The organism is Kribbella steppae, from assembly GCF_004342025.1.
Lineage (GTDB): Bacteria > Actinomycetota > Actinomycetes > Propionibacteriales > Kribbellaceae > Kribbella > Kribbella steppae.
This window is the reverse complement of the sequence record NZ_SLWN01000008.1, coordinates 63053-86157: the sequence shown is the minus strand read 5'-3', so window position 1 is coordinate 86157 and position 23105 is coordinate 63053. Positions and strand designations below refer to the sequence as shown.

General features: G+C 68.3%; 30 protein-coding genes and 1 riboswitch. Of the genes, 17 read left to right on the top strand and 13 right to left on the bottom strand.

The genetic code is table 11. The features are described from left to right. Nucleotides 1-2: 2 nt before the first annotated feature. Entirely contained in the window at nucleotides 3-581 is a 579-nt protein-coding gene (locus EV652_RS23650) for a ClpP family protease (protein ID WP_132211401.1), read from the bottom strand. Between the two features lie 126 nt (nucleotides 582-707). Between EV652_RS23650 and EV652_RS23645 the strand changes: the two genes are divergently transcribed. Genes EV652_RS23645 through EV652_RS23635 form a run of 4 tightly spaced genes read left to right on the top strand, consistent with a single transcriptional unit; the run spans nucleotide 708 to nucleotide 2640 of the window. Then, a complete protein-coding gene (locus tag EV652_RS23645; RefSeq protein ID WP_132211400.1) occupies nucleotides 708-1064 on the top strand; it encodes a helix-turn-helix domain-containing protein in 357 nt (118 codons plus the stop codon). 3 nt (nucleotides 1065-1067) lie between these two features. Continuing rightward, nucleotides 1068-2054, top strand: coding sequence for a pyridoxal-phosphate dependent enzyme (locus EV652_RS23640; protein WP_242001952.1), 987 nt, complete (start codon nucleotides 1068-1070; stop codon nucleotides 2052-2054). A 41-nt stretch (nucleotides 2055-2095) separates the two neighbouring features. Continuing rightward, nucleotides 2096-2242 carry a hypothetical protein gene (locus EV652_RS44115; RefSeq protein ID WP_158441230.1) on the top strand — a complete coding sequence of 49 codons (147 nt, stop codon included), beginning with the start codon at nucleotides 2096-2098 and terminating at the stop codon, nucleotides 2240-2242. Next, nucleotides 2242-2640, top strand: a complete 399-nt coding sequence (locus EV652_RS23635) for a GNAT family N-acetyltransferase (RefSeq protein ID WP_132211399.1) — start codon at nucleotides 2242-2244, stop codon at nucleotides 2638-2640. Before EV652_RS44115 ends, EV652_RS23635 begins: the two co-directional genes overlap by 1 nt. Here EV652_RS23635 and EV652_RS23630 read toward each other — a convergent pair. Then, on the bottom strand, nucleotides 2627-3502 hold the full coding sequence (locus tag EV652_RS23630; protein ID WP_132211398.1) for a hypothetical protein: 876 nt from the start codon (nucleotides 3500-3502) through the stop codon (nucleotides 2627-2629). The two genes, EV652_RS23635 and EV652_RS23630, sit on opposite strands and share 14 nt — an antisense overlap. A gap of 98 nt (nucleotides 3503-3600) precedes the next feature. On the opposite strand from EV652_RS23630, the gene EV652_RS23625 reads away from it, so the two are divergent. The 3 genes from EV652_RS23625 to EV652_RS23615 all read left to right on the top strand — a co-directional run bounded on the left by EV652_RS23625 (nucleotide 3601) and on the right by EV652_RS23615 (nucleotide 6401). Beyond that, nucleotides 3601-4170, top strand: coding sequence for a DUF4865 family protein (locus tag EV652_RS23625; protein ID WP_199238401.1), 570 nt, complete (start codon nucleotides 3601-3603; stop codon nucleotides 4168-4170). Nucleotides 4171-4231: 61 nt separating this feature from the next. Then, nucleotides 4232-5458: an MFS transporter gene (locus EV652_RS23620; RefSeq protein ID WP_369410041.1), complete on the top strand. Its 1227-nt coding sequence runs from the start codon at nucleotides 4232-4234 to the stop codon at nucleotides 5456-5458. 10 nt (nucleotides 5459-5468) lie between these two features. Further along, complete coding sequence (locus tag EV652_RS23615) at nucleotides 5469-6401, top strand: DMT family transporter (RefSeq protein ID WP_132211395.1); 933 nt, start codon at nucleotides 5469-5471, stop codon at nucleotides 6399-6401. Here EV652_RS23615 and EV652_RS23610 read toward each other — a convergent pair. Next, nucleotides 6320-7015, bottom strand: coding sequence for a TetR/AcrR family transcriptional regulator (locus EV652_RS23610; protein WP_132211394.1), 696 nt, complete (start codon nucleotides 7013-7015; stop codon nucleotides 6320-6322). The two genes, EV652_RS23615 and EV652_RS23610, sit on opposite strands and share 82 nt — an antisense overlap. Nucleotides 7016-7061: 46 nt before the next feature. On the opposite strand from EV652_RS23610, the gene EV652_RS23605 reads away from it, so the two are divergent. Next, on the top strand, nucleotides 7062-7973 hold the full coding sequence (locus tag EV652_RS23605; protein WP_132211393.1) for an SDR family oxidoreductase: 912 nt from the start codon (nucleotides 7062-7064) through the stop codon (nucleotides 7971-7973). Here the strand turns inward: EV652_RS23605 and EV652_RS23600 are convergent. From EV652_RS23600 to EV652_RS23590, 3 genes are all read right to left on the bottom strand, one after another. Continuing rightward, nucleotides 7970-8770, bottom strand: a complete 801-nt coding sequence (locus EV652_RS23600; protein ID WP_132211392.1) for an MBL fold metallo-hydrolase — start codon at nucleotides 8768-8770, stop codon at nucleotides 7970-7972. The two genes, EV652_RS23605 and EV652_RS23600, sit on opposite strands and share 4 nt — an antisense overlap. 20 nt (nucleotides 8771-8790) lie before the next feature. Continuing rightward, on the bottom strand, nucleotides 8791-9753 hold the full coding sequence (locus EV652_RS23595; protein ID WP_158441229.1) for an Abi family protein: 963 nt from the start codon (nucleotides 9751-9753) through the stop codon (nucleotides 8791-8793). Nucleotides 9754-9954: 201 nt separating this feature from the next. Beyond that, the gene (locus tag EV652_RS23590) at nucleotides 9955-10551 is read right to left on the bottom strand and encodes a LysE/ArgO family amino acid transporter (protein ID WP_132211390.1); all 597 of its coding nucleotides are present in this window, start codon (nucleotides 10549-10551) and stop codon (nucleotides 9955-9957) included. A gap of 74 nt (nucleotides 10552-10625) precedes the next feature. Here EV652_RS23590 and EV652_RS23585 point away from each other — a divergent pair, with 74 nt between their 5' ends. Further along, nucleotides 10626-11513 (top strand): LysR family transcriptional regulator ArgP, encoded by an 888-nt coding sequence (locus EV652_RS23585; RefSeq protein ID WP_132211389.1) that lies wholly within the window; start codon nucleotides 10626-10628, stop codon nucleotides 11511-11513. 2 nt (nucleotides 11514-11515) lie between these two features. On the opposite strand, the gene EV652_RS23580 is transcribed toward EV652_RS23585, so the two are convergent. Further along, on the bottom strand, nucleotides 11516-12361 hold the full coding sequence (locus EV652_RS23580) for an SCO6745 family protein (protein WP_132211388.1): 846 nt from the start codon (nucleotides 12359-12361) through the stop codon (nucleotides 11516-11518). Continuing rightward, complete coding sequence (locus EV652_RS23575; protein ID WP_132211387.1) at nucleotides 12361-12864, bottom strand: GNAT family N-acetyltransferase; 504 nt, start codon at nucleotides 12862-12864, stop codon at nucleotides 12361-12363. The genes EV652_RS23580 and EV652_RS23575 overlap by 1 nt, the downstream gene beginning before the upstream one ends. 72 nt (nucleotides 12865-12936) lie before the next feature. On the opposite strand from EV652_RS23575, the gene EV652_RS23570 reads away from it, so the two are divergent. Next, complete coding sequence (locus EV652_RS23570) at nucleotides 12937-14082, top strand: calcium:cation antiporter (RefSeq protein ID WP_132211386.1); 1146 nt, start codon at nucleotides 12937-12939, stop codon at nucleotides 14080-14082. On the opposite strand, the gene EV652_RS23565 is transcribed toward EV652_RS23570, so the two are convergent. Then, complete coding sequence (locus EV652_RS23565; protein WP_132211385.1) at nucleotides 14048-15490, bottom strand: ankyrin repeat domain-containing protein; 1443 nt, start codon at nucleotides 15488-15490, stop codon at nucleotides 14048-14050. The two genes, EV652_RS23570 and EV652_RS23565, sit on opposite strands and share 35 nt — an antisense overlap. Before the next feature lie 142 nt (nucleotides 15491-15632). Beyond that, nucleotides 15633-15998, bottom strand: a complete 366-nt coding sequence (locus EV652_RS23560) for a YybH family protein (protein WP_132211384.1) — start codon at nucleotides 15996-15998, stop codon at nucleotides 15633-15635. A 119-nt stretch (nucleotides 15999-16117) separates the two neighbouring features. On the opposite strand from EV652_RS23560, the gene EV652_RS23555 reads away from it, so the two are divergent. The 3 genes from EV652_RS23555 to EV652_RS23545 are packed head-to-tail and all read left to right on the top strand — an operon-like array spanning nucleotide 16118 to nucleotide 17635. Further along, nucleotides 16118-16525, top strand: coding sequence for a hypothetical protein (locus EV652_RS23555; RefSeq protein ID WP_199238368.1), 408 nt, complete (start codon nucleotides 16118-16120; stop codon nucleotides 16523-16525). 2 nt (nucleotides 16526-16527) lie between these two features. After that, nucleotides 16528-16995, top strand: a complete 468-nt coding sequence (locus EV652_RS23550; protein ID WP_132211383.1) for a thiol-disulfide oxidoreductase DCC family protein — start codon at nucleotides 16528-16530, stop codon at nucleotides 16993-16995. Then, on the top strand, nucleotides 16967-17635 hold the full coding sequence (locus EV652_RS23545) for a TetR family transcriptional regulator (protein WP_132211382.1): 669 nt from the start codon (nucleotides 16967-16969) through the stop codon (nucleotides 17633-17635). The genes EV652_RS23550 and EV652_RS23545 overlap by 29 nt, the downstream gene beginning before the upstream one ends. Here the strand turns inward: EV652_RS23545 and EV652_RS23540 are convergent, their stop codons facing one another. Next, nucleotides 17636-18148, bottom strand: a complete 513-nt coding sequence (locus EV652_RS23540) for a DinB family protein (protein WP_132211381.1) — start codon at nucleotides 18146-18148, stop codon at nucleotides 17636-17638. 330 nt (nucleotides 18149-18478) lie between these two features. Between EV652_RS23540 and EV652_RS23535 the strand changes: the two genes are divergently transcribed. Next, entirely contained in the window at nucleotides 18479-20005 is a 1527-nt protein-coding gene (locus EV652_RS23535) for a DEAD/DEAH box helicase (protein WP_439649075.1), read from the top strand. A 17-nt stretch (nucleotides 20006-20022) separates the two neighbouring features. Here EV652_RS23535 and EV652_RS46210 read toward each other — a convergent pair whose 3' ends face one another. Continuing rightward, the gene (locus EV652_RS46210) at nucleotides 20023-20127 is read right to left on the bottom strand and encodes a CGNR zinc finger domain-containing protein (protein WP_199238367.1); all 105 of its coding nucleotides are present in this window, start codon (nucleotides 20125-20127) and stop codon (nucleotides 20023-20025) included. Between the two features lie 107 nt (nucleotides 20128-20234). Here EV652_RS46210 and EV652_RS23525 point away from each other — a divergent pair, with 107 nt between their 5' ends. Continuing rightward, nucleotides 20235-20603, top strand: coding sequence for a DUF1304 domain-containing protein (locus tag EV652_RS23525; RefSeq protein WP_132211380.1), 369 nt, complete (start codon nucleotides 20235-20237; stop codon nucleotides 20601-20603). Nucleotides 20604-20644: 41 nt separating this feature from the next. Next, a complete protein-coding gene (locus tag EV652_RS23520) occupies nucleotides 20645-22027 on the top strand; it encodes an MFS transporter (RefSeq protein WP_132211379.1) in 1383 nt (460 codons plus the stop codon). On the opposite strand, the gene EV652_RS23515 is transcribed toward EV652_RS23520, so the two are convergent. Beyond that, nucleotides 22008-22649, bottom strand: a complete 642-nt coding sequence (locus tag EV652_RS23515) for a LysE family translocator (protein ID WP_132211378.1) — start codon at nucleotides 22647-22649, stop codon at nucleotides 22008-22010. The two genes, EV652_RS23520 and EV652_RS23515, sit on opposite strands and share 20 nt — an antisense overlap. A gap of 83 nt (nucleotides 22650-22732) precedes the next feature. Beyond that, a riboswitch (cobalamin riboswitch) is annotated at nucleotides 22733-22870 on the top strand. Between the two features lie 34 nt (nucleotides 22871-22904). Here EV652_RS23515 and EV652_RS23510 point away from each other — a divergent pair. Next, entirely contained in the window at nucleotides 22905-23102 is a 198-nt protein-coding gene (locus EV652_RS23510; protein WP_132211377.1) for a CbtB domain-containing protein, read from the top strand. Nucleotides 23103-23105 lie beyond the last annotated feature (3 nt).

The following is a 23105-nucleotide window of genomic DNA, read 5'->3' as shown; positions in this document are numbered from 1 at the left end:
TGTCAGGCCGCCACCGGGGTGGGACGGGTGAGCACGCGGTCGACGATGCCGTAGTCCAGTGCCGCTTCAGCGGTGAACCAGCGGTCGCGATCGAAGTCGGTCTCGATCCGGTCCACCGACTGACCGGTGCGCTGGCTGATCAACTGCGCCAGGTCCGCCCGCGCCTTGATCGCCTGCTCCGCCTGCGTCTTGATGTCGGACGCCGTACCGCCCATGCCGCCGGTCGGCTGGTGCATCATGATCCGCGCGTGCGGCAGCGCGTACCGCTTACCGGGTGCGCCAGAGGTCAGCAGCACCTGGCCCATCGACGCGACCATGCCCATCGCGTACGTCGCCACGTCGTTGCTGATGAAGCTCATCGTGTCGTAGATCGCCAGCCCGGCCGACACCGAGCCGCCGGGGGAGTTGATGTAGAGCGAGATGTCCGCCTTCGGGTCCTCGGCGTTCAGCAGGATCAGCTGGGCGCACAGGGCGTTGGCGTTCTCGTCCTTGATCTCGTCGCCGAGGACGAGGATGCGCTGCCAGAGCAGGCGCTGGTAGATGTGGCCGTCGAGGTTGTTCGGAAGCTGAAACTCACTCATACGATCCAGCCTGCGCGCCACCGCCCGGGAGCACCCGGGAATCTGCCCGTGGCAGATCTGCCCACCGCAGACCTCGGCGGGATGGCACACTCGGTACAGGACATCCGGAGGCGAGGAGGGCCAGACGTGTTGCTACGCCAGGTGATCGGGAACGTCTTCCGCCGGCTGCGGCGCGAGCGGGGGATCACCCTGCGCGAGCTCGCCGAGCTGGCGCAAGTGTCGGTTCCCTACCTGTCCGAGATCGAGCGCGGCCGCAAGGAACCGTCGTCCGAGATCCTCGCCGCGATCTGCCGCGCGCTGGACCTCGAGCTGACCGACCTGCTGACCGAGGTGCAGTTCGACCTGGCCACCGCGGTCCGGTCCACGCTGCCGATCCGCCTCCAGACCGCCGCGATCCGCGTCGAGGAGTCGGCGTCGCAGCGGATCGCCTCCTCCCCGCGCGCGTACTCCGGCTCGGCTCAGGCTTTCTGCCTCGTCGCCTAGCTGGTGCGTTGGTATAACAACCCGGCCGCACGGGCCTGGCGTACGACGCCTGCACCGGAGGAGGTGCTGGCGTTCCACCAGAGCCTGCCCGGCTACCGCCCGACGCCGCTGACACCTGTCCCGTCATTGGCGGCGGAGTTGGGTGTCGGCCGGGTCCTGGTGAAGGACGAGTCGCAGCGACTCGGCCTGCCCGCCTTCAAGGCGCTCGGCGCGTGGTGGGCCATCCACCGCACGCTGCAGGACCACCCGGGACCGGTTGAGCTCGTCACCGCCACCGATGGCAACCACGGCCGGGCCGTCGCTCGCCGGGCCGCCATGCTCGGTCTGCCGTCTCACGTGTTCGTGCCGGACGTCGTGAGCGACGCGGCGATCGACGCGATCCGCTCGGAGGGTGCGACGGTGACCGTCGTACCGGACTCGTACGACGCCGCAGTCGCCGAGGCCGCGTCGTACGCCGTGGACAACCGGTTGCTGATCCAGGACTCCGCGTGGCCTGGGTACGAGGAGGTGCCACAGCACATCGTCGACGGCTACTCCACGCTGTTCCGGGAGATCGACGTACAGCCTGACCTGGTCGTCGTACCGATGGGAGTGGGCTCGATAGCCCAGGCTGCCGTCACCCACTACCGCAGCGGCTCGTCCGCACCCGCTCTACTCGGCGTAGAGCCCGCGAGCGCCTCCTGCGTCACCACAAGCCTCCTGGCCGGTGAGCTAGTCACAGTCCCCACCGGCAAGACAGTCATGGCCGGCCTGAACTGCGGTACGGCGTCCACCCTCGCCTGGCCCGTACTGCGCTCAGGCCTCGACTACTCCGTGACAGTCGAAGACGACGCAGCCCTGCAAGCGACGGCTGATCTCAGGGCTCTTGGGATCTCGTCAGGACCGAGCGGCGCCGCCACCCTCGCCGGCCTCCGCGCGGCCAGGGACCGCCTCGACCTCACCCCTGACAGCACGGTCATCCTCATCAGCACTGAGGCTGCGCAGACCTAAAAGCAGACGACTAGACAGCGACTGCGTCCTAGCCTGACCGGATGCAGCATCACGTGAAGCGCCGCCTCGTCGAGGTCATGCCGTCGACGATGGTCCAGGGGTACCTCAGCATGTCGGACTGGCCGCAGGACTCCGACGAGGCCGCGGGCTGGAACGGCCGCCTCGCGGCAGCGGCGGTGATGCTGTGATGCCGGTCGAGCTCGTGGTGCGGTTCCCGGTTGATGACCGGGAGCTGTCGACGCTGCACGCGCTGGCCTTCGGTGGTGAGGTCGAGGTGCAGGCGTGGGGGGAGCGGTTGGGGCGGTGGGCGCTGACGTGGGTGGGGGCCTTCAGCAACGATCAGTTGGTCGGGTTCGTGCAGGTCTGCTGGGACGGTGGCGCGCATGCGTTCGTGCTGGACACCGCCGTCCATCCGGACCATGGCCGGCAGGGCATCGGGAAGCGGCTGGTGCTGGCCGCGGCGGACGAGGCGAAGGCGGCCGGGTGTGAGTGGTTGCATGTCGACTTCGAGCCACACCTGACCGCCTTCTACCTCGACGCCTGTGGATTCCGACCGACCGACGCGGGGCTCATCAAACTGAGATAGCCGTCAGCCGTTCGGTCGATATGCACGAGATCAGGCAGCGTTCCTTGGCGTCGCCGAGCAGGTCCGCGGTCCACTGGGTGAAGCCGCCGTCGCCCAGCCCTGCCCCACCACAGCCGATGCCCAGCGCCGTACCTGAGTAGTAGTTCATGCCTTGGGTGCGGTCGACGTCCTCGGTGAAGGCGACCTTCAGCGCCGGGCGAACCGTGTCGTCGATCCGTTCCCGCACGGCCGTCGGTGTGAACGTGGTGAAGGTGAGCTCGGCCGCGTCACCCAGTACGTCGTGCCAGTAGCGCAGGTGATCGGTCAGCAGCTCGGCCTCGGTCCGGCCTGAGCCGGTGTCCCGTGCACTCGAGACCAGCACGAACAGCTGGAAATGCGCGAACATCCCCGGACCGTCGACCGCCTGCGCACGGACGACCCGCTGGCATGCGGCCAGGTCCACCCTCGGCTGGCCGGCACGACGTCGTACGGCGGCCTCGATCGCGAGCTCGTTCGTCGGATCGCTGGCGACCTCGGTGCTGCGGGTGGTGCTGAGCACCTGGTTCTGGTTGATCGTGGCAACGGCCGAACACGTGCCGAGCGGCGTCACCGGCGACAACTCCACCCCCGCGAACTGCTCCGGCAGCAGCTCCCACAGCCGCTGCTGGGTCTTCACGAGCTGCCGCGGATCGGTCGTCGACGGCTGCACGAACCGGTCCTGCTTCCAGCGCTGCAGCAGCCGCGCCGGCGTCACCTTGGCGGCCCGCCCGCGGCTCACGTCCAGCAGCACGGACTGCAGATCGGTCGGGCTCAGCCCGTCGATCAGCGCCTCCCGGCTGCCCGCCGGCAACTTCGACCAGATTCGCTCGCTCACATCGCCCATCGCTCTACTCTGACCGAATCGCGGTCGAGCCCGCTCCTCATTTAGTCTGTACCTACTAGTATGTTCGGCAATCGACGAGAGGGTGAGCCGTGGACGCGATGCAGTACGAGATCACGTTGCCGACGGACTACGACATGGGGATCATCCGGCGGCGGGTGGAGACCACCGGGCACCGGCTGGACGACTTCGACGGGCTGGGGATCAAGGCGTACCTGATCCAGGACCGGGCCAACGGCGCGATGGTCAATCAGTACGCGCCCTTCTACCTGTGGAACGACTCGGCGGGGATGGGCCGCTTCCTGTGGGGCGGCGGGTTCTTCACCGCGATCTGTACGTCGTTCGGCCGTCCGCCGGTCCGGCACTGGACCGGGGTGGAGGCGCTGGCCGGTCTGGACGTCGACCAGCCGGCGCTGAGCGCGACCAAGCAGACCTGGCAGCTGTCATCCGATGTGGATCCGGCCGATCCGGTCGCCGAGGCGGTCGAGACCTTGCGGAAGACCGCGGCCGGCGCGGATGTCCACAGCTCCGCGATCGCTGTGGATCCCACGCGCTGGGAGATTGTGCACTTCACCTTGTGGTCGTCGCCGGAGCCGGGTGCGGTGCCGGGCACGCGGTATCAGGTCCTGCACTTGTCCACAGCTGGAACAAAAGAGCTGCTCGGGCACTGATTTCCCCGGTATCTTTCAAGACATGAGGTACACGAGCCCGCACCTTTGACGCCCTGACCGCCTGCCGAAGAGCCTGTCCAGCCGCATCGTCGCGTACGAGGCGCTGCAGGACTTCATCCCGCTGTATCCGCTGTACCAGTTGCTGTTCACCGACCACGGGTTGTCGCCCGCCCAGATCTCGATCCTGTTCGTCATCTGGTCGACGACCGCGTTCGTCCTCGAGGTGCCGTCAGGTGCCTGGGCCGACACGTACTCGCGGCGCAAGCTGCTGGTCCTCGGCGCGCTGCTCAGCGGGCTCGGGTACGCGGCCTGGATCACCGTGCCGTCGTTCGCCGGCTTCGCGATCGGCTTCGTCCTGTGGGGTACGTCGTCCGCGCTGATCTCCGGCACGTTCGAGGCCTTCGTGTACGACGAGTTGGCCGCGCGCGACTGCACCGACAAGTACGCCGGACTGCTCGGCCGGGCCAGGTCTGCCGGCCTGGTCGCCAACCTGGCCGCGACCGCGTTGGCCGCGCCGCTGTTCGACCTCGGCGGCTACATTCTGGCGGGTGTCGTCAGCGTCCTCAGCTGTTTGGTCCAGGCCGCTGTCGCGCTGACTCTCCCGGAAGCTCCACCGGTGGAGCCTGCACAGCCCGAGGAGGACGAGCCGCAACCGACCTCCACCCGGGTCGCGCTTGCGGAGTACTGGTCGATGCTGCGGGCCGGTGTGACCGAAGCCCTGACCAGCCGTCCGGTCCGACGAGCCGTGGCGCTGGTTGCCTTGCTCGGCGGTTTCCTGGCGTTCGACGAGTATTTCCCGTTGCTCGCCAGAGATGCCGGCGCGTCCACAACCTGGGTGCCGTTGCTGATCGCCGGAACCGTCGCCGCACAGGCGATCGGCGGTGCGCTGGCCGGACCGGCGTACAGGTTGCCAGCAGCATCATTCGCGGTCGGTCTCGGAGCGACGGCGGGCCTGATCGCCTGGGGAGCGTTGAGCGGAACGGCCTGGGGCTTCGCCCCGATCGCGATCGGGTACGGCGTGATGCAGCTGGTGATCGTCGTCGCGGAGGCGCGGCTGCAGGATTCGATCACCGGTCCGGCCCGGGCGACCGTGACGTCGGTGTCCGGCTTCTTCGCCGAGGTCTTCGCCGTCGCGGTCTACGCGGGGTTCGCACTCGGGTCGCTCTGGTTCAGCATGTCGATCCTGGTCGCCGCCCTGACGATTCCGGTCCTGTTGACGGCACTCGTCGTACCGTTCGCGCTGCCGCCGGCGAAGAATTCGGTGTCCACCGAAGTATCGGAGGCCTAGCCTCACGGGCATGAGGAAACAGGGCGTGCTGGCAGCGGGCGCGGCGGCTGTGACGGTTGTGCTGTGGGCCTCGGCCTTCGTCGCGATCCGTCATGTCGGCCAGGAGTTCTCGGCCGGTGCGCTGTCGCTGGGCAGGCTGCTGGTCGGCAGCGTGCTGCTGGGGGTGTTCGTGTTCACCCGGCCGCGCCGTTGGCCGGCGAAGAGTGACTGGAAGTTCCTGCTGCTCTGCGGTCTGTTGTGGTTCGGCGTCTACAACCTCGCGTTGAACGAGGCCGAGCAGCGCCTCGACGCCGGCACGACCGCGATGCTGGTCAACATCGGCCCTCTGCTGATCGCAGTGTTGGCAGGGCTGCTTCTGCACGAGGGCTTCCCGCGTCAGCTCGTGTTCGGCAGTATCGCCGCGTTCGGCGGGGTCGTCCTGATCGGGCTGTCGTCGTCCGAAGGGCGGGCCGAGACGTGGGGCGTCGTACTCTGCCTGGTCGCCGCAGCGGCGTACGCGATCGGGGTCGTCTCGCAGAAGCCGCTGCTCGCCAGGCTGCCCGCGCTGGAGGTCACCTGGCTGGCCTGTGTGATCGGCACGGTCAGCTGTCTGCAGTTCGCTCCCGCGCTGGTCCGGGAGTCCGCTGACGCGCGGCCGTCGACGATCTGGTGGATCGTGTTCCTCGGTGCGTTCCCGACCGCGATCGCCTTCACGACCTGGGCCTACGCCTTGGCGCGGACGACGGCCGGCCGGATGGGCGCCACGACGTACCTGGTCCCGCCGCTGACGATCTTTCTCGGCTGGCTTCTCCTCGACGAGAGCCCCGCGCCGCTGGCCTACCTCGGTGGTGTGCTCTGCCTGATCGGTGTCGCGATCTCGCGCTATCGGTCGCGCCGGACCCAGGCGCCGATACCGGCCGTCAGCACGGTCAGCCCGGACTCGAACCCGCTGTCGAAGTCGTAGGCGAGACCCTCCGGTCCCAACTCGCCGACCACGCGGGCGAGGGTCGGCGCCTTGCCCTCGGGCAGTGCCTGCACCCGGGTCATCAGATCGGGAGCCAGGTCGAAACTCTCCGCGCGCACCGAGGTCTCACCGAGCGCGAAGCCGTGAAGGAAGTCGACCAGCGTGTTCACCGACTCGAAGATCTGTCGCGGCGACAACCCGGCCCGGTCGAGTGCGCGGTAGAACGGCTCCACGACGACGACCACGACCTCGGACACCGCCGACGTGTCGGACAGCACCTGCAGCGCCAGGTTCGGATGCGCCCGCAACGCGTTGCGATAGGCCCGCGCGGCGTGCTTCAACTGCTCCTGCCACGGCACCGCCTCGCCCGGATCGGGCTGCTCCAGTCCGGCGAACACCAGCTCCGCGAGCCCGGCCAGTACGGCGGCCTTGTTCGGCAGGTGGTGGTAGAGCGACATCGGGTTGACCCCGAGCGTCGAGGCGAGCCGGCGCATGGTCAGCGCGTCGATGCCCTCGTCGTCGACGATCCGCAGCGCCGCCGTCAGGATCGCCTCCCGACTCAGCCGCTCCTCGCCGGCGCGAGGCCGACCGGACCGCTTGCCAGCATTAATCATACGACGTATGGTACATAACCATACAACGTATGGAAAGGAACTCAGCATGAAGCCGTTGGCGGGGAAGGTGGCGTTGGTGACGGGGGCGACCCGGGCCGCCGGGCGGGGAATCGCGGTCCAGCTCGGCGCCGCCGGTGCGACCGTTTACGTGACCGGGCGCAGCACGCAGGCGCGACGGTCGGAGATGAACCGGCCGGAGACGATCGAGGAGACCGCGGCACTGGTCGACCAGGCCGGCGGTCACGGCATCGCCGTACCGGTGGACCATCTGGATGCCGAGCAGGTCCGCACTCTGATCGACCGGATCGAGCGGGAGCAGGGCGCGCTGCACATCCTGGTGAACGACATCTGGGGTCAGTTCGGCGAACCCGAGTGGGACAAGACCGTCTGGGAGAGCGACCTCGACAACGGTCTGCGACTGCTCCGCCTCGGCATCGACACCCACGTGATCACCAGCCACTTCGCGTTGCCGCTGCTGATCAAGTCACCCGGCGGCCTCGTCATCGAGATGACCGACGGCACGAACGAGTACAACGCGGACAACTACCGCGTCTCGTTCTTCTACGACCTCGCCAAGGGCGCGGTCAGCCGGATGGCGTTCGCGCTCGCGCACGAACTCGACAAGTACGACGCGACCGCCGTACTGCTCACGCCCGGTTGGCTGCGGTCCGAGTCGATGCTCGACGGATTCGGCGTGACCGAGGCCAACTGGCAGGACGCGACCGAGCGGATCCCGCACTTCGCGATCTCCGAGAGTCCGTCGTACGTCGGCCGCGCGGTGGCAGCCCTGGCCGCGGACCCCGACGTACGGCGCTGGAACGGCAAATCCACCTCGAGCGGCGAACTCGCGCACCTCTACGACTTCACCGACCTGGACGGCAGCCGGCCAGACGCGTGGCGCTACATGGTCGAGGTCCAGGACCCCGGCAAGCCGGCCGACACGAGCGGCTACCGCTAGAGCCTGTACGGCGGGCAGAGCTCATCGCCTGGCCCGGGCGTCGCCAGCGGACGTGCGTCGCTCTGCAATGCCGCATGCGGATGCGCGGCCGCGATCGGGATCCCCGACGCGGCCGCCAACGCGAGGACTTCCCGTCGCGACGTCACGGCCCGCGCAGGATCCCGCTCGTACACGTAAGTGAGCTCAGGCCACCGAGCCTGCGCCGGATGCACCAGCACATCACCGCCGAGCACCGCCCGCTCGGTCACCACCGACTGATGCCCAGGCGTATGCCCTGGCGTCGGCAGCAACCGCATCCCGCGCAACCCGGCCTCACCCTCCACCACCCTGAGCTGCCCGGCCTCGACGATCGGCCGGATCATCCGCTCGTACGTCGCCCCGCCGCGCACATGCTCGAGTTCATCCCGCTGTACGACGTACTCGGCGTTCTCGAACCGCGGCCGCTCACCCTCCGCACTCCACCCCACGTGATCCAGGTGCACATGTGTCAGCACCACGGTGTCGATGTCGCTCTCCCGAACCCCCACCTTCTCCAGCAATGCCGGCAACCGCCCACTCACCCCCAACCACTCAGCCGCCTCCCCACCCGCCGGCCCCACCCCCGCATCGACCAGCACAACCCCCGCATCCCCAATCACCAAGTAGCTATGGAAATGCAGCCACCACCCACCACACCGCACGTTCCCCGGCGCCACCTCAGCAGTCCACTCCGCCTGCTCGGCACCCCACCTCGGCAACGCCTCCTCAACCCCCTCCGGAAACACCGCCACCGCATCACACAACACCGTCACATCCATTCAGATCTCCTCGGTCGTCCTCAGGCTGTCCATGGTCGGTGTGCCGTCCAGTCGGCTGGAAACCCCAGTTCGTCAAGGTCGCGTCCGCAGGCGGGAATCTCTTCGCCGACGAAGTGTCGGATGTTCCTCGCCCAGCCAGGTCCGTGCCCGATCCGAGTCAGCAGGAACGCAAGAATGCACAGCGTCGAGTAGATCCGGAAGTGCGAGACTCCTCCGCTGCGCAGGTGCCGGAGGTCGGGAATTGCGCCGAGGTGACTCGGTGCGATCTGGTTGGCCAGGTTTCGGTTCCACAGCCGCGAATGATGGGCGCAGATGTTGCGAACATAGTTGAGCACCCGCAGCCAGTTGGCCAGCGCTGCGCCGTTGCCACCGCCCTGGTGGGCGAGGACGCCCAGCCGTCGGGCGATGACGTTCCGGTCGGCAGCCTTCAGCCCCTGGAACAAGTAGCTCATCGAACCGAAGTCGAGGATCTCGGTGACGACCCAGACCGGGAGTCGGCCGTCGTACTTGCGCTGGAAGTGGAGCACGAAGTCTTCGGACGACCTTGTCTGCGCGGCCAAGACCGTGCCCAGCCACCGGTCGTACGTGCTCGGCTGCGGGCTCCTCGATCGGGTGAACTGGCCGTCGAGGTTGCCTGGGCTCAGGTGGGCGTAGGGGCCTCGCCGTCCCAGGGTGAAGCCGATCTGGACGCGGACCGCGATCTCGATGCGTCCGATCGCATCAAGCACGGCGAGTTTCAGGCGGCGGTCCGCGTTGTACAGCCGGACCACTTGCCGAAAGCTGGCGCCCTCGGCAAACAGATCGTCGCGCTGCGCGCCACCGAGTTGGCGGCGGTAGGAGTACCAGTAGCCGCTCAACCGGTAGTAGCCGATGACGCTCAGCAGGTGCTCCGCCTCAGCTTCGTCATCGATGATCAGCCCCCTGCTCTTCAGCAGGCTGACTTGGTCGGCGAAGGAAAGGTGGGGCTTGGTGTACCTAGTCACAAGAGTCCCCCAGGGAAAAGAAAACCAGCCCGTGCCCTGCGGGGCAGAGGGGCTGGCCGTGTTGTGAATAGCTTACACCGATCACCCCGACCGATGGCAGGCAAGTTGCTGCCTGTGGATGGCGCAAACCTCTGCAAACAAAGAAGTCCGGGGCCAGCGGGGCCGTCATGCGTTGCGGAGTCTTCGAAACCTGCCGGTGAGTCAGGGGAGGAGCATCCAGGTGGCTAGGGCGGCCATGAGGATGGCGATGGTGGAGTCGAGGAATTGCCAGGCGCGGGGGCGGGCGAAGAGTGGGGTGAGCTTGCGGGCGAAGAAGCCGAGGGCGAAGAACCAGGTGAAGGAGGCGGTGACGGCGCCGAGGCCGTAGATCCAGCGGCCGTCGGTGCCGCGCTGGTTGGCGAGCGAGCCGAGCAGGACGACGGTGTCGAGGTAGACGTGCGGGTTGAGGTAGGTGAAGCCGAGGCAGGTGAGGAGGACGCTGCGGAGCGCCGCCGGGGCGTGGTCGGCCGGGTTGATCGAGCCGGGGTTCAGCGCACGCCGGAAGGCGAAGGCGGCGTACACGTAGAGGAAGGCGGCACCGCCGTACTTCGTGATGTCGAGAGCTAGCTCGCTGCGGGTGAGCAGGGCACCGAGGCCGGCGATACCGCTGGAGATGAGGAGGGCGTCGGACAGTCCACAGACCAGGACCACCGGCAGGACGTGCTCGCGTCGCAGGCCCTGGCGCAGGACGAAGGCGTTCTGCGCTCCGATCGCGACGATCAGGGACAGCGTCGTGGCAAAGCCGGCAAGAAGGGGCATGCGTACGACGGTAGGCAAGGCCGGCGCCGTCAGACCAGCTAAAGATTCTGGGGTGCCATTAGCATTGCTTCATTATGCAGATCGACTCCGCACAGCTCGACACGTTCGCGGCCGTGGTCGACGAAGGCAGTTTCGACGCGGCCGCACGACGCCTGAACATCACTCCGTCGGCGGTCAGCCAACGGATCAAGGCATTGGAGAGCCGGCTCGGTCAGGTCGTGGTGATGCGAGGCAAGCCCGCGCGGCCCACGGAGGCGGGCGAGGCGCTCCGAAGGCTCGCGCGTCAGGTCTCGCTGCTGGAGCTGGAGGCGATCGCCGCGGTGCGCGGCCGGGCGGACACGCTCCGGCTGCCGATCGCGGTGAACGCGGACTCGCTCAACAACTGGTTCCTGCCCGCGATGCTCGACCTGTCCGAGCGCCACGCGGCGCGGTTCGTCGTCCATCAGGAGGACGAGGAGCACTCCGCCGAGTTCCTGCGCAACGGCACCGTGCTCGCCGCGGTGACCGGGGATCCACGGCCGGTTCAAGGCTGTCGCGTCGTACCGCTGGGCGAGATGCGGTATCTGCCGGTCGCGACACCTGAGTACGCCGACCGCTGGCTGACCGGGAAGCCGTTGCCGGAGGCACTGGCCGAGGCGCCGATGATGGTGTTCAACGGCAAGGACCAGCTCCAGCATCGGTTGATGCGCAAGGTGACCCGGCGCAAGCTCGACCCGCCGTCGCACGCGGTGCCCGCGCCGGGCGCGTTCCATCAAGCGGTCCGGATCGGCCTCGGCTGGGGCATGATCGAGGACGAGGTCGCCCAGCCCGAGCTGGCCGCCGGCCGGCTGGTAGAGGTTGCCCCAGGCAAATACATCGACGTGCCGCTCTACTGGCAGCACTGGAAGCTGCAGTCGACGGTCCTCGACGCCCTCACCGAGGCGGTACTGCGAGCAGCGTCGAAGGGCCTCCGCCAACCCTGAACTCAGTCCCAGCGCATGGCCATCGGATTGTCGGGTGGGATCAGACCCGACGACATCAGGGTCGCGCTCAACGGATGGACGAGGTCGTGGAGCTCCGCGGTCAGCTCCTCACCGAGGGCGCGCCAACCCTGGTCGGCCAACGCGTCCGTCGTCGCCTCGACCTGCTGCCGGAGTTCCTGCCCGGCGATCGTGAGCGCACCGGCTGCGTCGAGCAGCCCACGGCTCCGGAGATCGTCCGAAGCGGCGGCCCAGTCGTCGTCGGACCAGCGGCGATTGACCTGAAACACCTCCTTCGACGGTCCTCCCGCGGCTGAGATCGTCACGCAGGCCTGACACGGGCTCAGCCCCGCACCGACGAGTGCGGCGACATGCCCGTCACCTCGCGACTCCCGGAGGATCGTCGTTGCCTGCCACAGCACGAGATGCGGTTCGTCCGGCCACTCCAACTCCGCGTTGGCCGCCGCGATCGGCCTCCCCGCGACTGGCGCCAACTCGGCAGCGCGACGAGCCACTTCAGCCGTACGGCCAAGGGTGGCATCAGGGAAGAGCCGTCGTACGGCGGAATCGACCGCGCGCAACCTGGCGTCGAGCAATTGCGCGGGCGAGGCATGACTCCAGGCCTCCGGAAGAGCACGAGCCACCATCGCCGGATGGAAGTTGTAGAACACGGCCGCCACCAGTGACGGACCGACCGGGCCGAGTGGAGCGGCCCGGCAGCCGAAGTAGCTCATCCAGCCGCCGCGCAGGCCCAACGCGTCGGTCTCCCGCCTGGTGTCCGGGGAGAAGTACGTGATCGCGTGGTACGGCTCGAGGGTCTTCCACATCCGCCGCGCGCGGTTGTCGGTCATCAGAGCGGCCGATGCATCACGTGGAGGCCGACGTACCCGTGCTTGGGGTGGTTGAAGGCCTCCGGGACCGTGCCGATGATCGCGAAGCCCAGCTCCTGCCAGAGATGGACAGCCGCCTCGTTCGTCTCGACCACGGCGTTGAACTGGATCGCGCGGAAGCCCTCGCGCCTGGCCCAGTCGATCATGTCCTCGCAGAGCAGCCGCCCGACGCCCTTCCCACGGGCCGCCGAGCCGACCATGAAGCTCGCGCTGGCCACATGCGATCCGGGACCCGGCCGGTTCGGATACATGTTGGCGCTCCCCAGCACCGTGCCGTCGTCATCGACCGCCACCGTGGTCCGGCTGAGCGGATCCGCCGACGGCGACATCCAGAGCGCGCGCCCCTCCTCCTCGGTCAGGTCCGGATCGTAGGCATAAGTCTCACGCGCGGTAACGATGTCACGGAAGAACGGCCAGATCGCCGCCCAGTCGGTCCCTACCGCGTTCCTGATCTGCACTGTCATCGTGCGAGAAGCATCACCTGTTCGGTGGAGGATGCCAAGCGCATATCGGCGGAACGAATAGACTTGCTGGGGATGACAAACACGGTGGTCCATGGGTTGCCGCGCTGGAGTCTGGCCGTCCCCCCGCTCGCTCTCGTCGTCCTGGTGCTGTCCTGGGGTCGTGATCTGGGCACAGTCCTGCTGATCCTGGTCTGCGCCGGTCTCGGCGCCGCCGTGATCGCGGCCGTCCACCACGCGGAAGTGGTCGCCCACCGGGTCGGGGAGCCGTTCGGCACGCTGATCCTCGCGCTCGCCGTGACCATCATCGAGGTCGCCCTGATCGTGACGCTGATGGCGTCCGGCGGGGCCAAGGCGTCGACCTTGGCGCGGGACACCGTGTTCGCCGCGGTGATGATCACCTGCAACGGCATCCTCGGGTTGTCTCTCGTCGTCGGCTCGTTGCGGCATCACGTGCAAGAGTTCCGCGTCCGGGCCTCCAACAGCGCCCTGACCGTGATGATCGCGCTCGTCACGCTCAGCCTGGTGCTGCCGACGTTCACGACCAGCGCTCCCGGTCCGCAGTTCAGCTCGGCCCAACTGGCCTTCGCCGGTGTCGTCTCCCTGGTGATGTACGGCGTCTTCGTCTTCGTCCAGACCGTCCGCCACCGCGACTACTTCCTGCCGGTTTCCCCCGAGCAGCCGTCCGTGCAGCGGCACGGCGATGTCGACGAACCGGTCGCGACCGTCGACGAGGACGACGAGGAGCACGCCGCCGCGCCGAGCGGGAAGGTCGCGCTGCTCAGCCTCGGACTGCTGTTCGTCTGCCTGGTCTCGGTCGTCGGCTTGGCCAAGACCGTCTCGCCGAAACTCGAGTCCGCGGTGGAATCGGCCGGCGCCCCGCTGGGCGTGGTCGGCGTCGCCATCGCGCTGCTGGTCCTGCTGCCGGAGACGGTTGCCGCAGTCCGTGCCGCACTCCGGAACCGCCTCCAGACCAGCGTCAACCTCGCGCTCGGGTCGGCGCTGGCCAGCATCGGCCTGACCATCCCGGCCATCGCGATCGCATCCATCTGGCTCAGCGGACCGCTGGTGCTCGGCCTCGGCGGCACGGAGATGGTGCTGTTCGCGCTGACCGTGGTGACCAGCATGCTGACGCTGGCCACCGGTCGGGCCACGCTGCTGCAGGGCGCCGTACACCTGATGGTGTTCAGCGCGTTCCTGTTCCTTGCTGTAAGCCCTTGAGGTAGGCGATCACTTCCTGCTGGTGGTTGTGCTCGGCCCAGCCCAGCGCATTCCCGCCGTACGACGGATCACGCAGTTCGGGGTCGGCGCCGAGCTCGATGAGCTTCTTCACTGTGTCGAGGTGACCGTAGAGCGCGGCCTGGTGGATCGGCGCGGACCAACCCATGAGGTTGAGGTCGAAGCCCAAGTTCTTCAACGGTTCCAGCGCCTCGGTCCGGCCGATCTCGCCGGCCCGGAACGGCAGATGCGGTTCGCGGGCGACGGCCCGGGCGGCGAGCTCGGGGCTGATGTCCGGGGTCTCACCCCGCATGATCGCTGCGAAGACCTCGTGCACCTCGTCCAGCGGCGCTGCTCCGCGAGCGCGGAGCAGCTCGGCGATCTCGGTGTGTCCCTGGACCGCGGCCAACTCGTAGGCCCGATGGCCACCGAACCCCGGATGCTCGGTCCCGCGGCCCTCCGGATCAGTGCCTTGGGCAAGCACCAGTTCGACCCGGTGGAGCAGGCCTTCCGATGACGCGAAGACCAGCTCGTCCTCCAGGAGTTGCTGCGGTGTCGGGTGTGCCGTCGTCATCCGCTCGTGCCACGGACCACCGTCGCCACGGCCGAGCCCGTACTCGAGCAGCAGCTCCAGGTGTACGTCGTCGTACGGCGGGGGAGCGCCGGGACCGCAGTTGTACATGGTCTGGCTGTCGTTCGGGTCGGCGCCGGCGTCCAGCAGCACACGGGCAAGCTCGACGCGCTCGCGATGCGGTGGTTGATCGCCTTCACCGCGGCCGAAGACCCCGGTCAACGCGGTGAACGGCGACGGCAGGCCCTGCCACAGATAGCCCGCGTTCGGATCCGCGCCGTGCTCGAGCAGCAAGCTAGCGATCTGCACCTGATGAGGTGCGTCGAGGCGACTGTAGGTGAGGTAGAGCAACGGTTCCCACCGATACGGTCCGCCCTCTTCGTTCGCACGCAGCGGCAGCTCTTCCCGTACGGCGTCCAGCTCGCCGGCCACCACCTTGGTGTAAATGTTGCTCAGGGCAATCTCCGGGAACCGGTCGAGCAGTTGCCGCGCCGAGCGTTGCCGAGCGGGATCGTCCTGCCCGTAGTGCAGGGTCGCCAGCCGGAGGAACTCGTCGGCACGCTGCTCAGGAGTGTCGAGTGGCCCGCCGATCTCCTGGCGATGCGGTGAACGGCTGTAGCGGTCGACCAGCTCCAGATGCCGCACGATCCGCGGCCAGCTGGGGAATCCGTAGCTCCGGGCGATCACCAACTGCGCATCGGCCAGGGATTGCACCGGACGGAACTCGTCCGCCAGCGCGAGGGCCTCGGGATCGTCGGCACGGACCTGTTTGAGCAAGGCCTTGGCCTGCTTGCGCAGGTGGTCCAGGTGCGGGTCGTTCGGGAGATTCCGGGTCGGCATCGCGACCTCCTCTCTACGAGCCTGCTGTCCGCATCGTCAGGCGAGAAAGGAGGTGAACACGTGCACTACATCTCCGTGATCAGGTGGGCTGAGCCCTTCCCGCGGACCGGTGGCACCCTGTGCCTACCGAAACCGTAGCCCATCAAGGCTTCTCCATCCACCACTCGACGAACTCGTGCGCGCGGTCCTTGTCGAGCCGGATCACCCACAGGTTGCTGAACTCGCCCGGTGGTTGGGTCAGGTACGTCGTCCAGCCGCGGACGAACCCGACGCCGTCACCGAACCCGAGTACCTCGTACTCGAACGTCGTCTCTCCCGGCGCGTCCGAGACCTCCAGCCAAGCAGTCACGATCGCGTCCCGGCCGAGGACCGGCTCCTCGTCCGGGCGGCGGTACCACGCGGCATCCTCGGTCCACAGCACCGCGATGTCCGCCGGATCGTTCGACTCCCACGCCTTCCGGTATTTGGCCACCCATCGGTCCAGCTCCTTCTCCTTCACGGTCGCCATCCTGCCGCAGCACGAGACCCAGCTCACGTCACCGGTGACTTGAACATGTTCAAAAGTCGGTCGTAGGCTCAAGCCGTGACTGATTCTGAACGTGTTCAAATTGTGAGGACGTGGTGAGCATGACGGTGACGACGTACCTGATCTACCTGCTGATCGCCGTGCCGCTGACGATCTGGGTCGCCCGGACGCTGAGCCGGAACGGCCGGATCTTCCTGGTCGACGTGTTCCACGGCAACGAGGACTTCGCCGACGCGGTGAACCGGCTGCTCGTGGTGGGGTTCTACCTGGTCAACCTCGGCTTCGTGACACTGTTCCTGCGCAGCGACGCCGCCGTCCTGGACGCTCGTGGGGTGTTCGAGCAGCTGAGCGTGAAGCTCGGCATCGTGATGCTGGTGCTCGGTGTGCTGCACCTGATGAACGTGTGGATCTTCAACGCCATCCGCCGGCGCAGCCGGATCGAGGAGATGACCGCCCCGCCGGTCCCGCCGAACACTGTGCTGGCGACAGGTACCGAGCCCGGCTACTGATCATGCGCGAGTTGACCGTCCTGTACGACGCGGAGTGTGGCCTGTGCCGCCGGTTCAAGGAGTGGCTGGCGGCGCAGCGGCCGGCGCCGAACGGGCAGGGAGGGGTAGTGCGCCTGAGGTTCGTCGCGGCGCCGACGTGGTCCCGTCGGCGGGCCGGCGACCTTCAACGCCCGGCGGGGTCGACGTACGCGAAGGCGCTCTACCCCGAGCTGGACCACGCGGCCACGCTGCGCGAGGTGACGGTGGTCGCCGACGACGGGTCCGTGTACGTCGGCGACCGGGCGTGGATCGTCTGCCTGTGGACAACTTGGGAGCACCGGCACACCGCCGTACGGCTGGCGAGCCCGGCGATGCGGCCGGTGGCGCGGGCGATGGTCCAGGCGGCGGCCGGGTTGCGCAGTTGGACCAGCGTGGGGGGTGGAGGTGACTACGCTGACCGATGTGACGGAAAGTGCGACGTCGAAGGGTGAGCAGACCCGCGAGCTGATCCTGTCCACCGCCCTGCGGCTGTTCCGCGAGCAGGGGTACGGCAAGACCACGATGCGCGCGATCGCCACCGAGGCAGGCGTCTCGGTCGGCAACGCGTACTACTACTACAGCTCGAAAGAGCATCTGATGCAGGCGTACTACGACCACCTACAGGAGCAGCACCGGGAGGCCGTGGAGTCGATCCTGACGGCGGAGAAGGCGTTCGTTCCGCGGTTGACCGGCGTACTGCGGACCTGGCTCGAGGTGTCGGCGCCGTACCACGAGTTCGCCGGAACGCTCTTCAAGACCGCGGCAGAACCGAAGAGCCCGCTGTCGCCGTTCAGCGAGCAGTCCCGGCCGGCGCGGGAGGCGAGTGTCGAGACTTTCCGCCGGGTGATCGACGGCTCGGACCTCAAGCTGCCGGCCGATCTGAAGGCGGAACTGCCGGAGCTGCTGTGGTTGATGCAGATGGGGATCGTGCTGTTCTGGGTGCACGACGACAGCGAGGATCTGCGCCGGACCAAGGCGCTGATCGATCGCTCGGTGCCGCTGGTCGACCGGCTGCTCCGGCTGACCCGGATCCCGGGTGTGCATGGCGTGGTCAACGACATCGTCGGCCTGATCCGCTCGATCAAGCCCTGACTACTCGCCGGTGAGGCCGTCGATCCGCTCGCGGAGGAGGTCGGCGTGCCCGTTGTGGCGGGCGTACTCCTCGATCATGTGGATGTAGAGGTAGCGCACCGAGTAGTCGCCCTCGTATCCCGGTCGCGGGAACGTGTCGTCGAGGTCGTAGCGAGCGGCGATCTCGTCGGAGGCCTTGACGATTTGCCGGAAGTCCTTGAGGTCCTGCTCGGCCTGCGCCGCGTCGGCGAGGTCGAAGTCGCCGTCGGGGTGTTCCGCGGTCCAGTACTTCGGCTCGGCCGGGAGCTGGCCGAGGGCGCGATGGAACCAGTACTTCTCGACCTCGGTCAGGTGCCGGACCAGACCGATCAACGACATGCTGGACGGCTCGACGCTGCGCTGAACCAGCTGCCCGGCGGTCAGGCCGGAGATCTTCCACAGCAGCGTGCCGCGGTGGAAGTCCAGAAAGCCTTGGAGGAGTTCGCGTTCACTGCCGGCCGTGGGTGGATCCACCCGGGATTCCGTCGTAGTCACGCACTGAACCTAGCGGTGTGACGTGTCTCCTGTGCACAACCGGCGAGGGTTCGGCCCCCGGTACCGTAGACTGTCTGTGACGGCCCGCCCAGTTCTGCCTCGGGCCGGTGAGCGCAAACACACTGCGCCAGCAGTCGACTACCACGCGCCGCGGCCGGAGCCGCGCCGGGCAGGACGACCACCCGACATTTGGAGTACCACATGGCGGCCCGCCGCCCTACGTCCACATCCCCCCAATCCGCCCAATCCCCTTCCACTTCCCGGTCGCGCCCACGCCGCCGTCGCGGCGCAGCCGCCGGCCAGCCGAAAGTTGCTGAGAGCAACAACGCTGTGACGGCCTCGTACGCCGACGTCGCGCCGATGGTTGTCCCCGACAACCTGACGTTCGCCGATCTCGGTGTACCGGCTCCGTTGGTGTCGGCGCTGTCCGTTGCCGGAGTGACCAAGCCGTTCCCGATCCAGGCGGCGACGCTGCCGGATTCGCTGGCCGGCAAGGATGTTCTCGGTCGCGGCCGGACCGGCTCCGGTAAGACCTACGCGTTCGTACTGCCTGTGCTCGCCCGGCTCGCCGCGAGCCGTTCGAAGCGCCGGCCGAACCACCCACGGGCGCTGATCCTGGCCCCGACCCGCGAGCTGGCGACCCAGATCCAGGCGTCGATCACCCCGCTGACCGACGCGCTCGACCTGCGCACGATGACGATCTTCGGCGGTGTCGGCCACGGCCCGCAGATCACCGGTCTGCGCAAGGGCGCCGACATCGTGGTCGCCTGCCCGGGCCGGCTCGAGGACCACCTCAAGGCCGGTCACGTGAAACTCGACGCGGTCGAGATCACCGTGCTCGACGAGGCCGACCACATGGCCGATCTCGGCTTCCTGCCCGCGGTACGCCGGATCCTCGAGGCGACTCCGGGTAATGCCCAGCGGCTGCTGTTCTCGGCCACGCTGGACGCCGGTGTCGACGTCCTCGTGCAGCGCTTCATGACCGATCCCGTCACGCACAGCGTCGACTCGGCCCAGTCGCCGGTCGCGAAGATGACTCACCACGTGCTGCACGTCCAGGCCGACAGCCGGTTGCCGGTGCTGGTCGACCTGACCGCGGCGCCTGGCCGGGCGCTCGTCTTCACCCGGACGAAGTACGGCGCCAAGGCGCTCACGAAGAAGCTGATCGCCCAGGGCGTCCCAGCCGTCGAGCTGCACGGCAACCTGTCACAGGGCGCCCGGACCCGGAACCTCGAGGCCTTCGGCAACGGTACGGCGAAGACGCTGGTGGCCACCGACATCGCGGCGCGCGGTATCCACGTCGACGACATCGCGCTGGTGATCCACGCGGACCCGCCGATCGAGCACAAGGCGTACCTGCACCGCTCCGGCCGCACCGCTCGCGCGGGCGCCGAGGGCACCGTCGTCACCCTGATGACCGACGACCAGGTCCGCGACGTCCGTGACCTCACTCGTAAGGCCGGCATCGCCCCGAAGGTCACCAAGCTCACGACTGGCGACCCGCTGCTGACCAAGCTGGCTCCAGGCGAACGCATCTTCGTCGAGCCACCGGCCAGGGCTGCGCAACCGGAGCGCGACACGGTGTCCGCCGGTCGCGGATCGGGCCGCGGCAGCCGCCGTCGCGGCGGCTCTCAGCCGACCAAGCAACGGTCCGGCGGTCAAGGAACAGGCGGTCAGCGGTCCGGCGAGGGTGGTGCCGCCAAGGCGGGCCGCCCGGCGCGCGGCGGCGGCCGCTCCAAGTCCGCAAGCACGCCGAAGACCTACAGCACGAGCACGCCGGGTTCTGCCACCCGCACGGCTGGAGCGGCAGCGTTCTCGGCCGGCTCTCGCGCCGGCAGCTCCCGCCGAGGTCGCTGATCTGTTGAAAGGCCCAGTCAGTCCGACTGGGCCTTTCGCGCGCGATGGGCGCGGACCCGGCCACGGGTGGCACAGGCCAGGTTGGGGCACCAGCGCCGACGGCCCGAGGGGTCGCTGAACACGCCTCGGCGCCGGCGTGGCGAAGGCTGTCTTCGAGGCGAACCCGGCGCGTGCTTTCGCGGCGGAGTGGCGAGCCTGACGCGGCTCACCCCGGCGGTACCGTGCGGCCATGAGTGTGATCGCGCAGGTGTTCGTCGTGGTGGCTGGGGTTTTCCATCTGGCGGTGTTCGCGATGGAGAGCCTGTTGTTCCGGAAGCCGAGAACGTACAGGCGGTTCCTGGTCAAGGACGACGCGGAGGCTGCGATCGCGCGGCCGTGGGCGTTCAACCAGGGCTTCTACAACCTGTTCCTCGCCCTAGGCGCACTCGGCGGGCTGATCTGGGGTGGCGACAAGGGCGAGGCGATCAGTCTCTTCGCCTGCGCCTGTATGGCTGGTGCCGGCCTCGTGCTGGTCGCCTCCGACCGCCGGATGGTTCAGGCCGCTGCCTCGCAGGCCGGTCCGCCGATCATCGCGCTGGTGCTGGCCGCCGTGCTGTGAGGGTTGACTTCAAGTCCACTTGATGTCCGAAGGTTCTCGGCATGACCACGACAGCCGAGCCCTCGATCGAGCAGGGCACCACGTCCGGCGGCGTACTGGCGCCGGAGTACCGCGCTCTGACGATCGGGATGGTCGCGCTGATCACCCTGGTCGCGTTCGAGTCCCTGGCGGTCACCACCGCGATGCCGACCGTCGCCCAGGCGCTCGACGGGCTGTACCTGTACGCCCTCGCGTTCGGCGGACCACTCGCCTCCGGTGTGGTGGCGATGGTTGTCTCCGGCACCTGGAGCGACCTCAAAGGCCCGACCCGGCCGCTCTGGCACGGGACCGCCTGGTTCCTGGCCGGCCTGATCATCGCCGGCCTCGCGCCGACGATGGAGGTCCTGGTCGTCGGCCGCATCATCCAGGGCTTCGGGTCCGGCCTGCTCACGGTCGCGCTGTACGTCGTGGTCGGCCAGCTGTACCCGGCCAGGCTGCGGCCTCGCATCTTCGCCGCGTTCGCCACCGGATGGGTCGTCCCCTCTTTGGTCGGCCCCGCGATCGCCGGTCTGATCGTCGAGCACGCCAACTGGCGGATCGTGTTCCTCGCCGTACCGGCCATCGCGATCCCGGCGGCGCTCGTGATGCGGCCGGGCCTGGCCCGCGCCAATGCGCATGAGGCCCGGCAGGGTCGACTCTGGGACAAGCGGGCGCTCTGGGCGGTAGCGGCCGCGGTTGGTGTCGGCCTGCTCCACTACGGCGGCCAGCAGCACGGCGTACTCCAGCTCGTTCTGCTCGCCATCGGTCTGGCCGGTGTTGTCGCGTTCGCTCCGAAGCTCCTGCCCAGCGGCACCTTTGGCTTCAAGCCCGGCCTGCCCTCGGTCGTCGCACTCCGAGGCCTCGTCGCTGCGGCCGGATTCGGTGCCGAGGTGTTCCTGCCGCTGATGCTCACCCGGGAGCGTGGCCTGTCCCCGGCGTACGCCGGCCTGGTGCTGACCGTCAGCGCGCTGAGCTGGACCGCCGCCTCCTGGTACCGCGGCCGGCCGAACCAGCCGTTCTCCCACGCGGTCTTCCTGCAGGCGGGCATGGTCGCAATCCTGCTCGGCATCGTCACGGCGGCCCTGACCCTGAACGAGAACATCCCGGTTGTCGTCGGCATCCTCGGCTGGAGCCTCACCGGCCTGGGGATGGGCACGGTCTTCCCGACCCTGTCGGTGCTGGTGCTCGAGTACTCCGAGCGGGACGAGCAAGGCGCCAACAGCTCCGCGCTGCAGCTGAGCGACTCGTTGTCCACAGCAACAGTCTTGGCCGTCGGCGGCTCCCTCTTCGCCGCACTCGAGCCGCACTCCGCCGTGACGGCGTACCTGGTCGCCTTCGGTCTCCCCGCTCTGCTCGCGTTGCTCGGCGTACGGGCTGGTCGGCGTACTACTCCTTCGAGCCTGTGACCGCGATGCTCGCACCCAGGCCGATGATCATCAGGCCGCCGGTGCCGCCGACCAGCTCCAGCCGGCGCGGTGAGCGGGCGAACCACTCGCGGGCGGTGCCGGCGACGAGGGCCCAGACACTGTCCGAGACGAGCGCGATCAGGATGAAGATCAGGCCGAGCAGCAGGATCTGAAGCCACGCCGGGCTGCTCGCGCTCTTGTCCACGAACTGCGGCAGGGCGGCGGCGAAGAAGACCGCCGTCTTGGCGTTGGTGACCCCGACCAGGAACCCCTGACGCATCGTCCGGCGGCTGTTGCCCGGCTTCACCTCGCTGGTCATCGCCGCGACCAGGGACTTGCGGGTGCGGAAGGCGTGCACGCCGAGATAGATGAGGTACGCCGCCCCGGCCAGCTTCACCACGGTCAGGGCGACCGCGCTGGCGGCGATCAGAGTGCCGAGGCCGAGGGCCACCGCGATGAGCATCACCGCGGCGCCGATGGTGTTGCCGACCATCGTCAGGACCGCCTCACGCCGCCCGACGGCCAGTGCGCGGCCGACGATGAACAGCACGCTCGGACCTGGTACGACGATGATGATGAACGCGGTGATCGCGAACGCGAGGAGGTGCTGAGCGGACGGCATCTCCTCAGAGTAGGTGCCCGGTCGCCCGGGCGCAGCGGAGAATCCGGCGGGTGGGATACGTCACCGGCGCGCCGTAGCGCGTTGACCCCTGCGGAAGCCCACCGCTACGGTGCGGGAGACAACCTGCGGTGCCAAGAGGGAAGCCGGTGTAAATCCGGCACGGCCGCGCCACTGTGAGCGAGCTCAGCTCGTGAGTCAGGACGCTCGGGCACCGCAGCCTTTCGAAGGGGACGCGCACTTCCCCAGGAGGTTCAGATGGCAGCTCCTGCCCGCACTCTCGCCGTACCGGCCGTTTCACCCCGTCTGCTCGCCGTGGCGCTGCTCAGCGTCGGTCTGATGCTCATGCTCGGCTATCTGGTCGCCTTCGACCAGGGCGCCGTGTCTCAGTCGGGCATGTACCTGCACGAGCTGATGCACGACGGCCGCCACCTGCTCGGCGTCCCCTGCCACTAGACG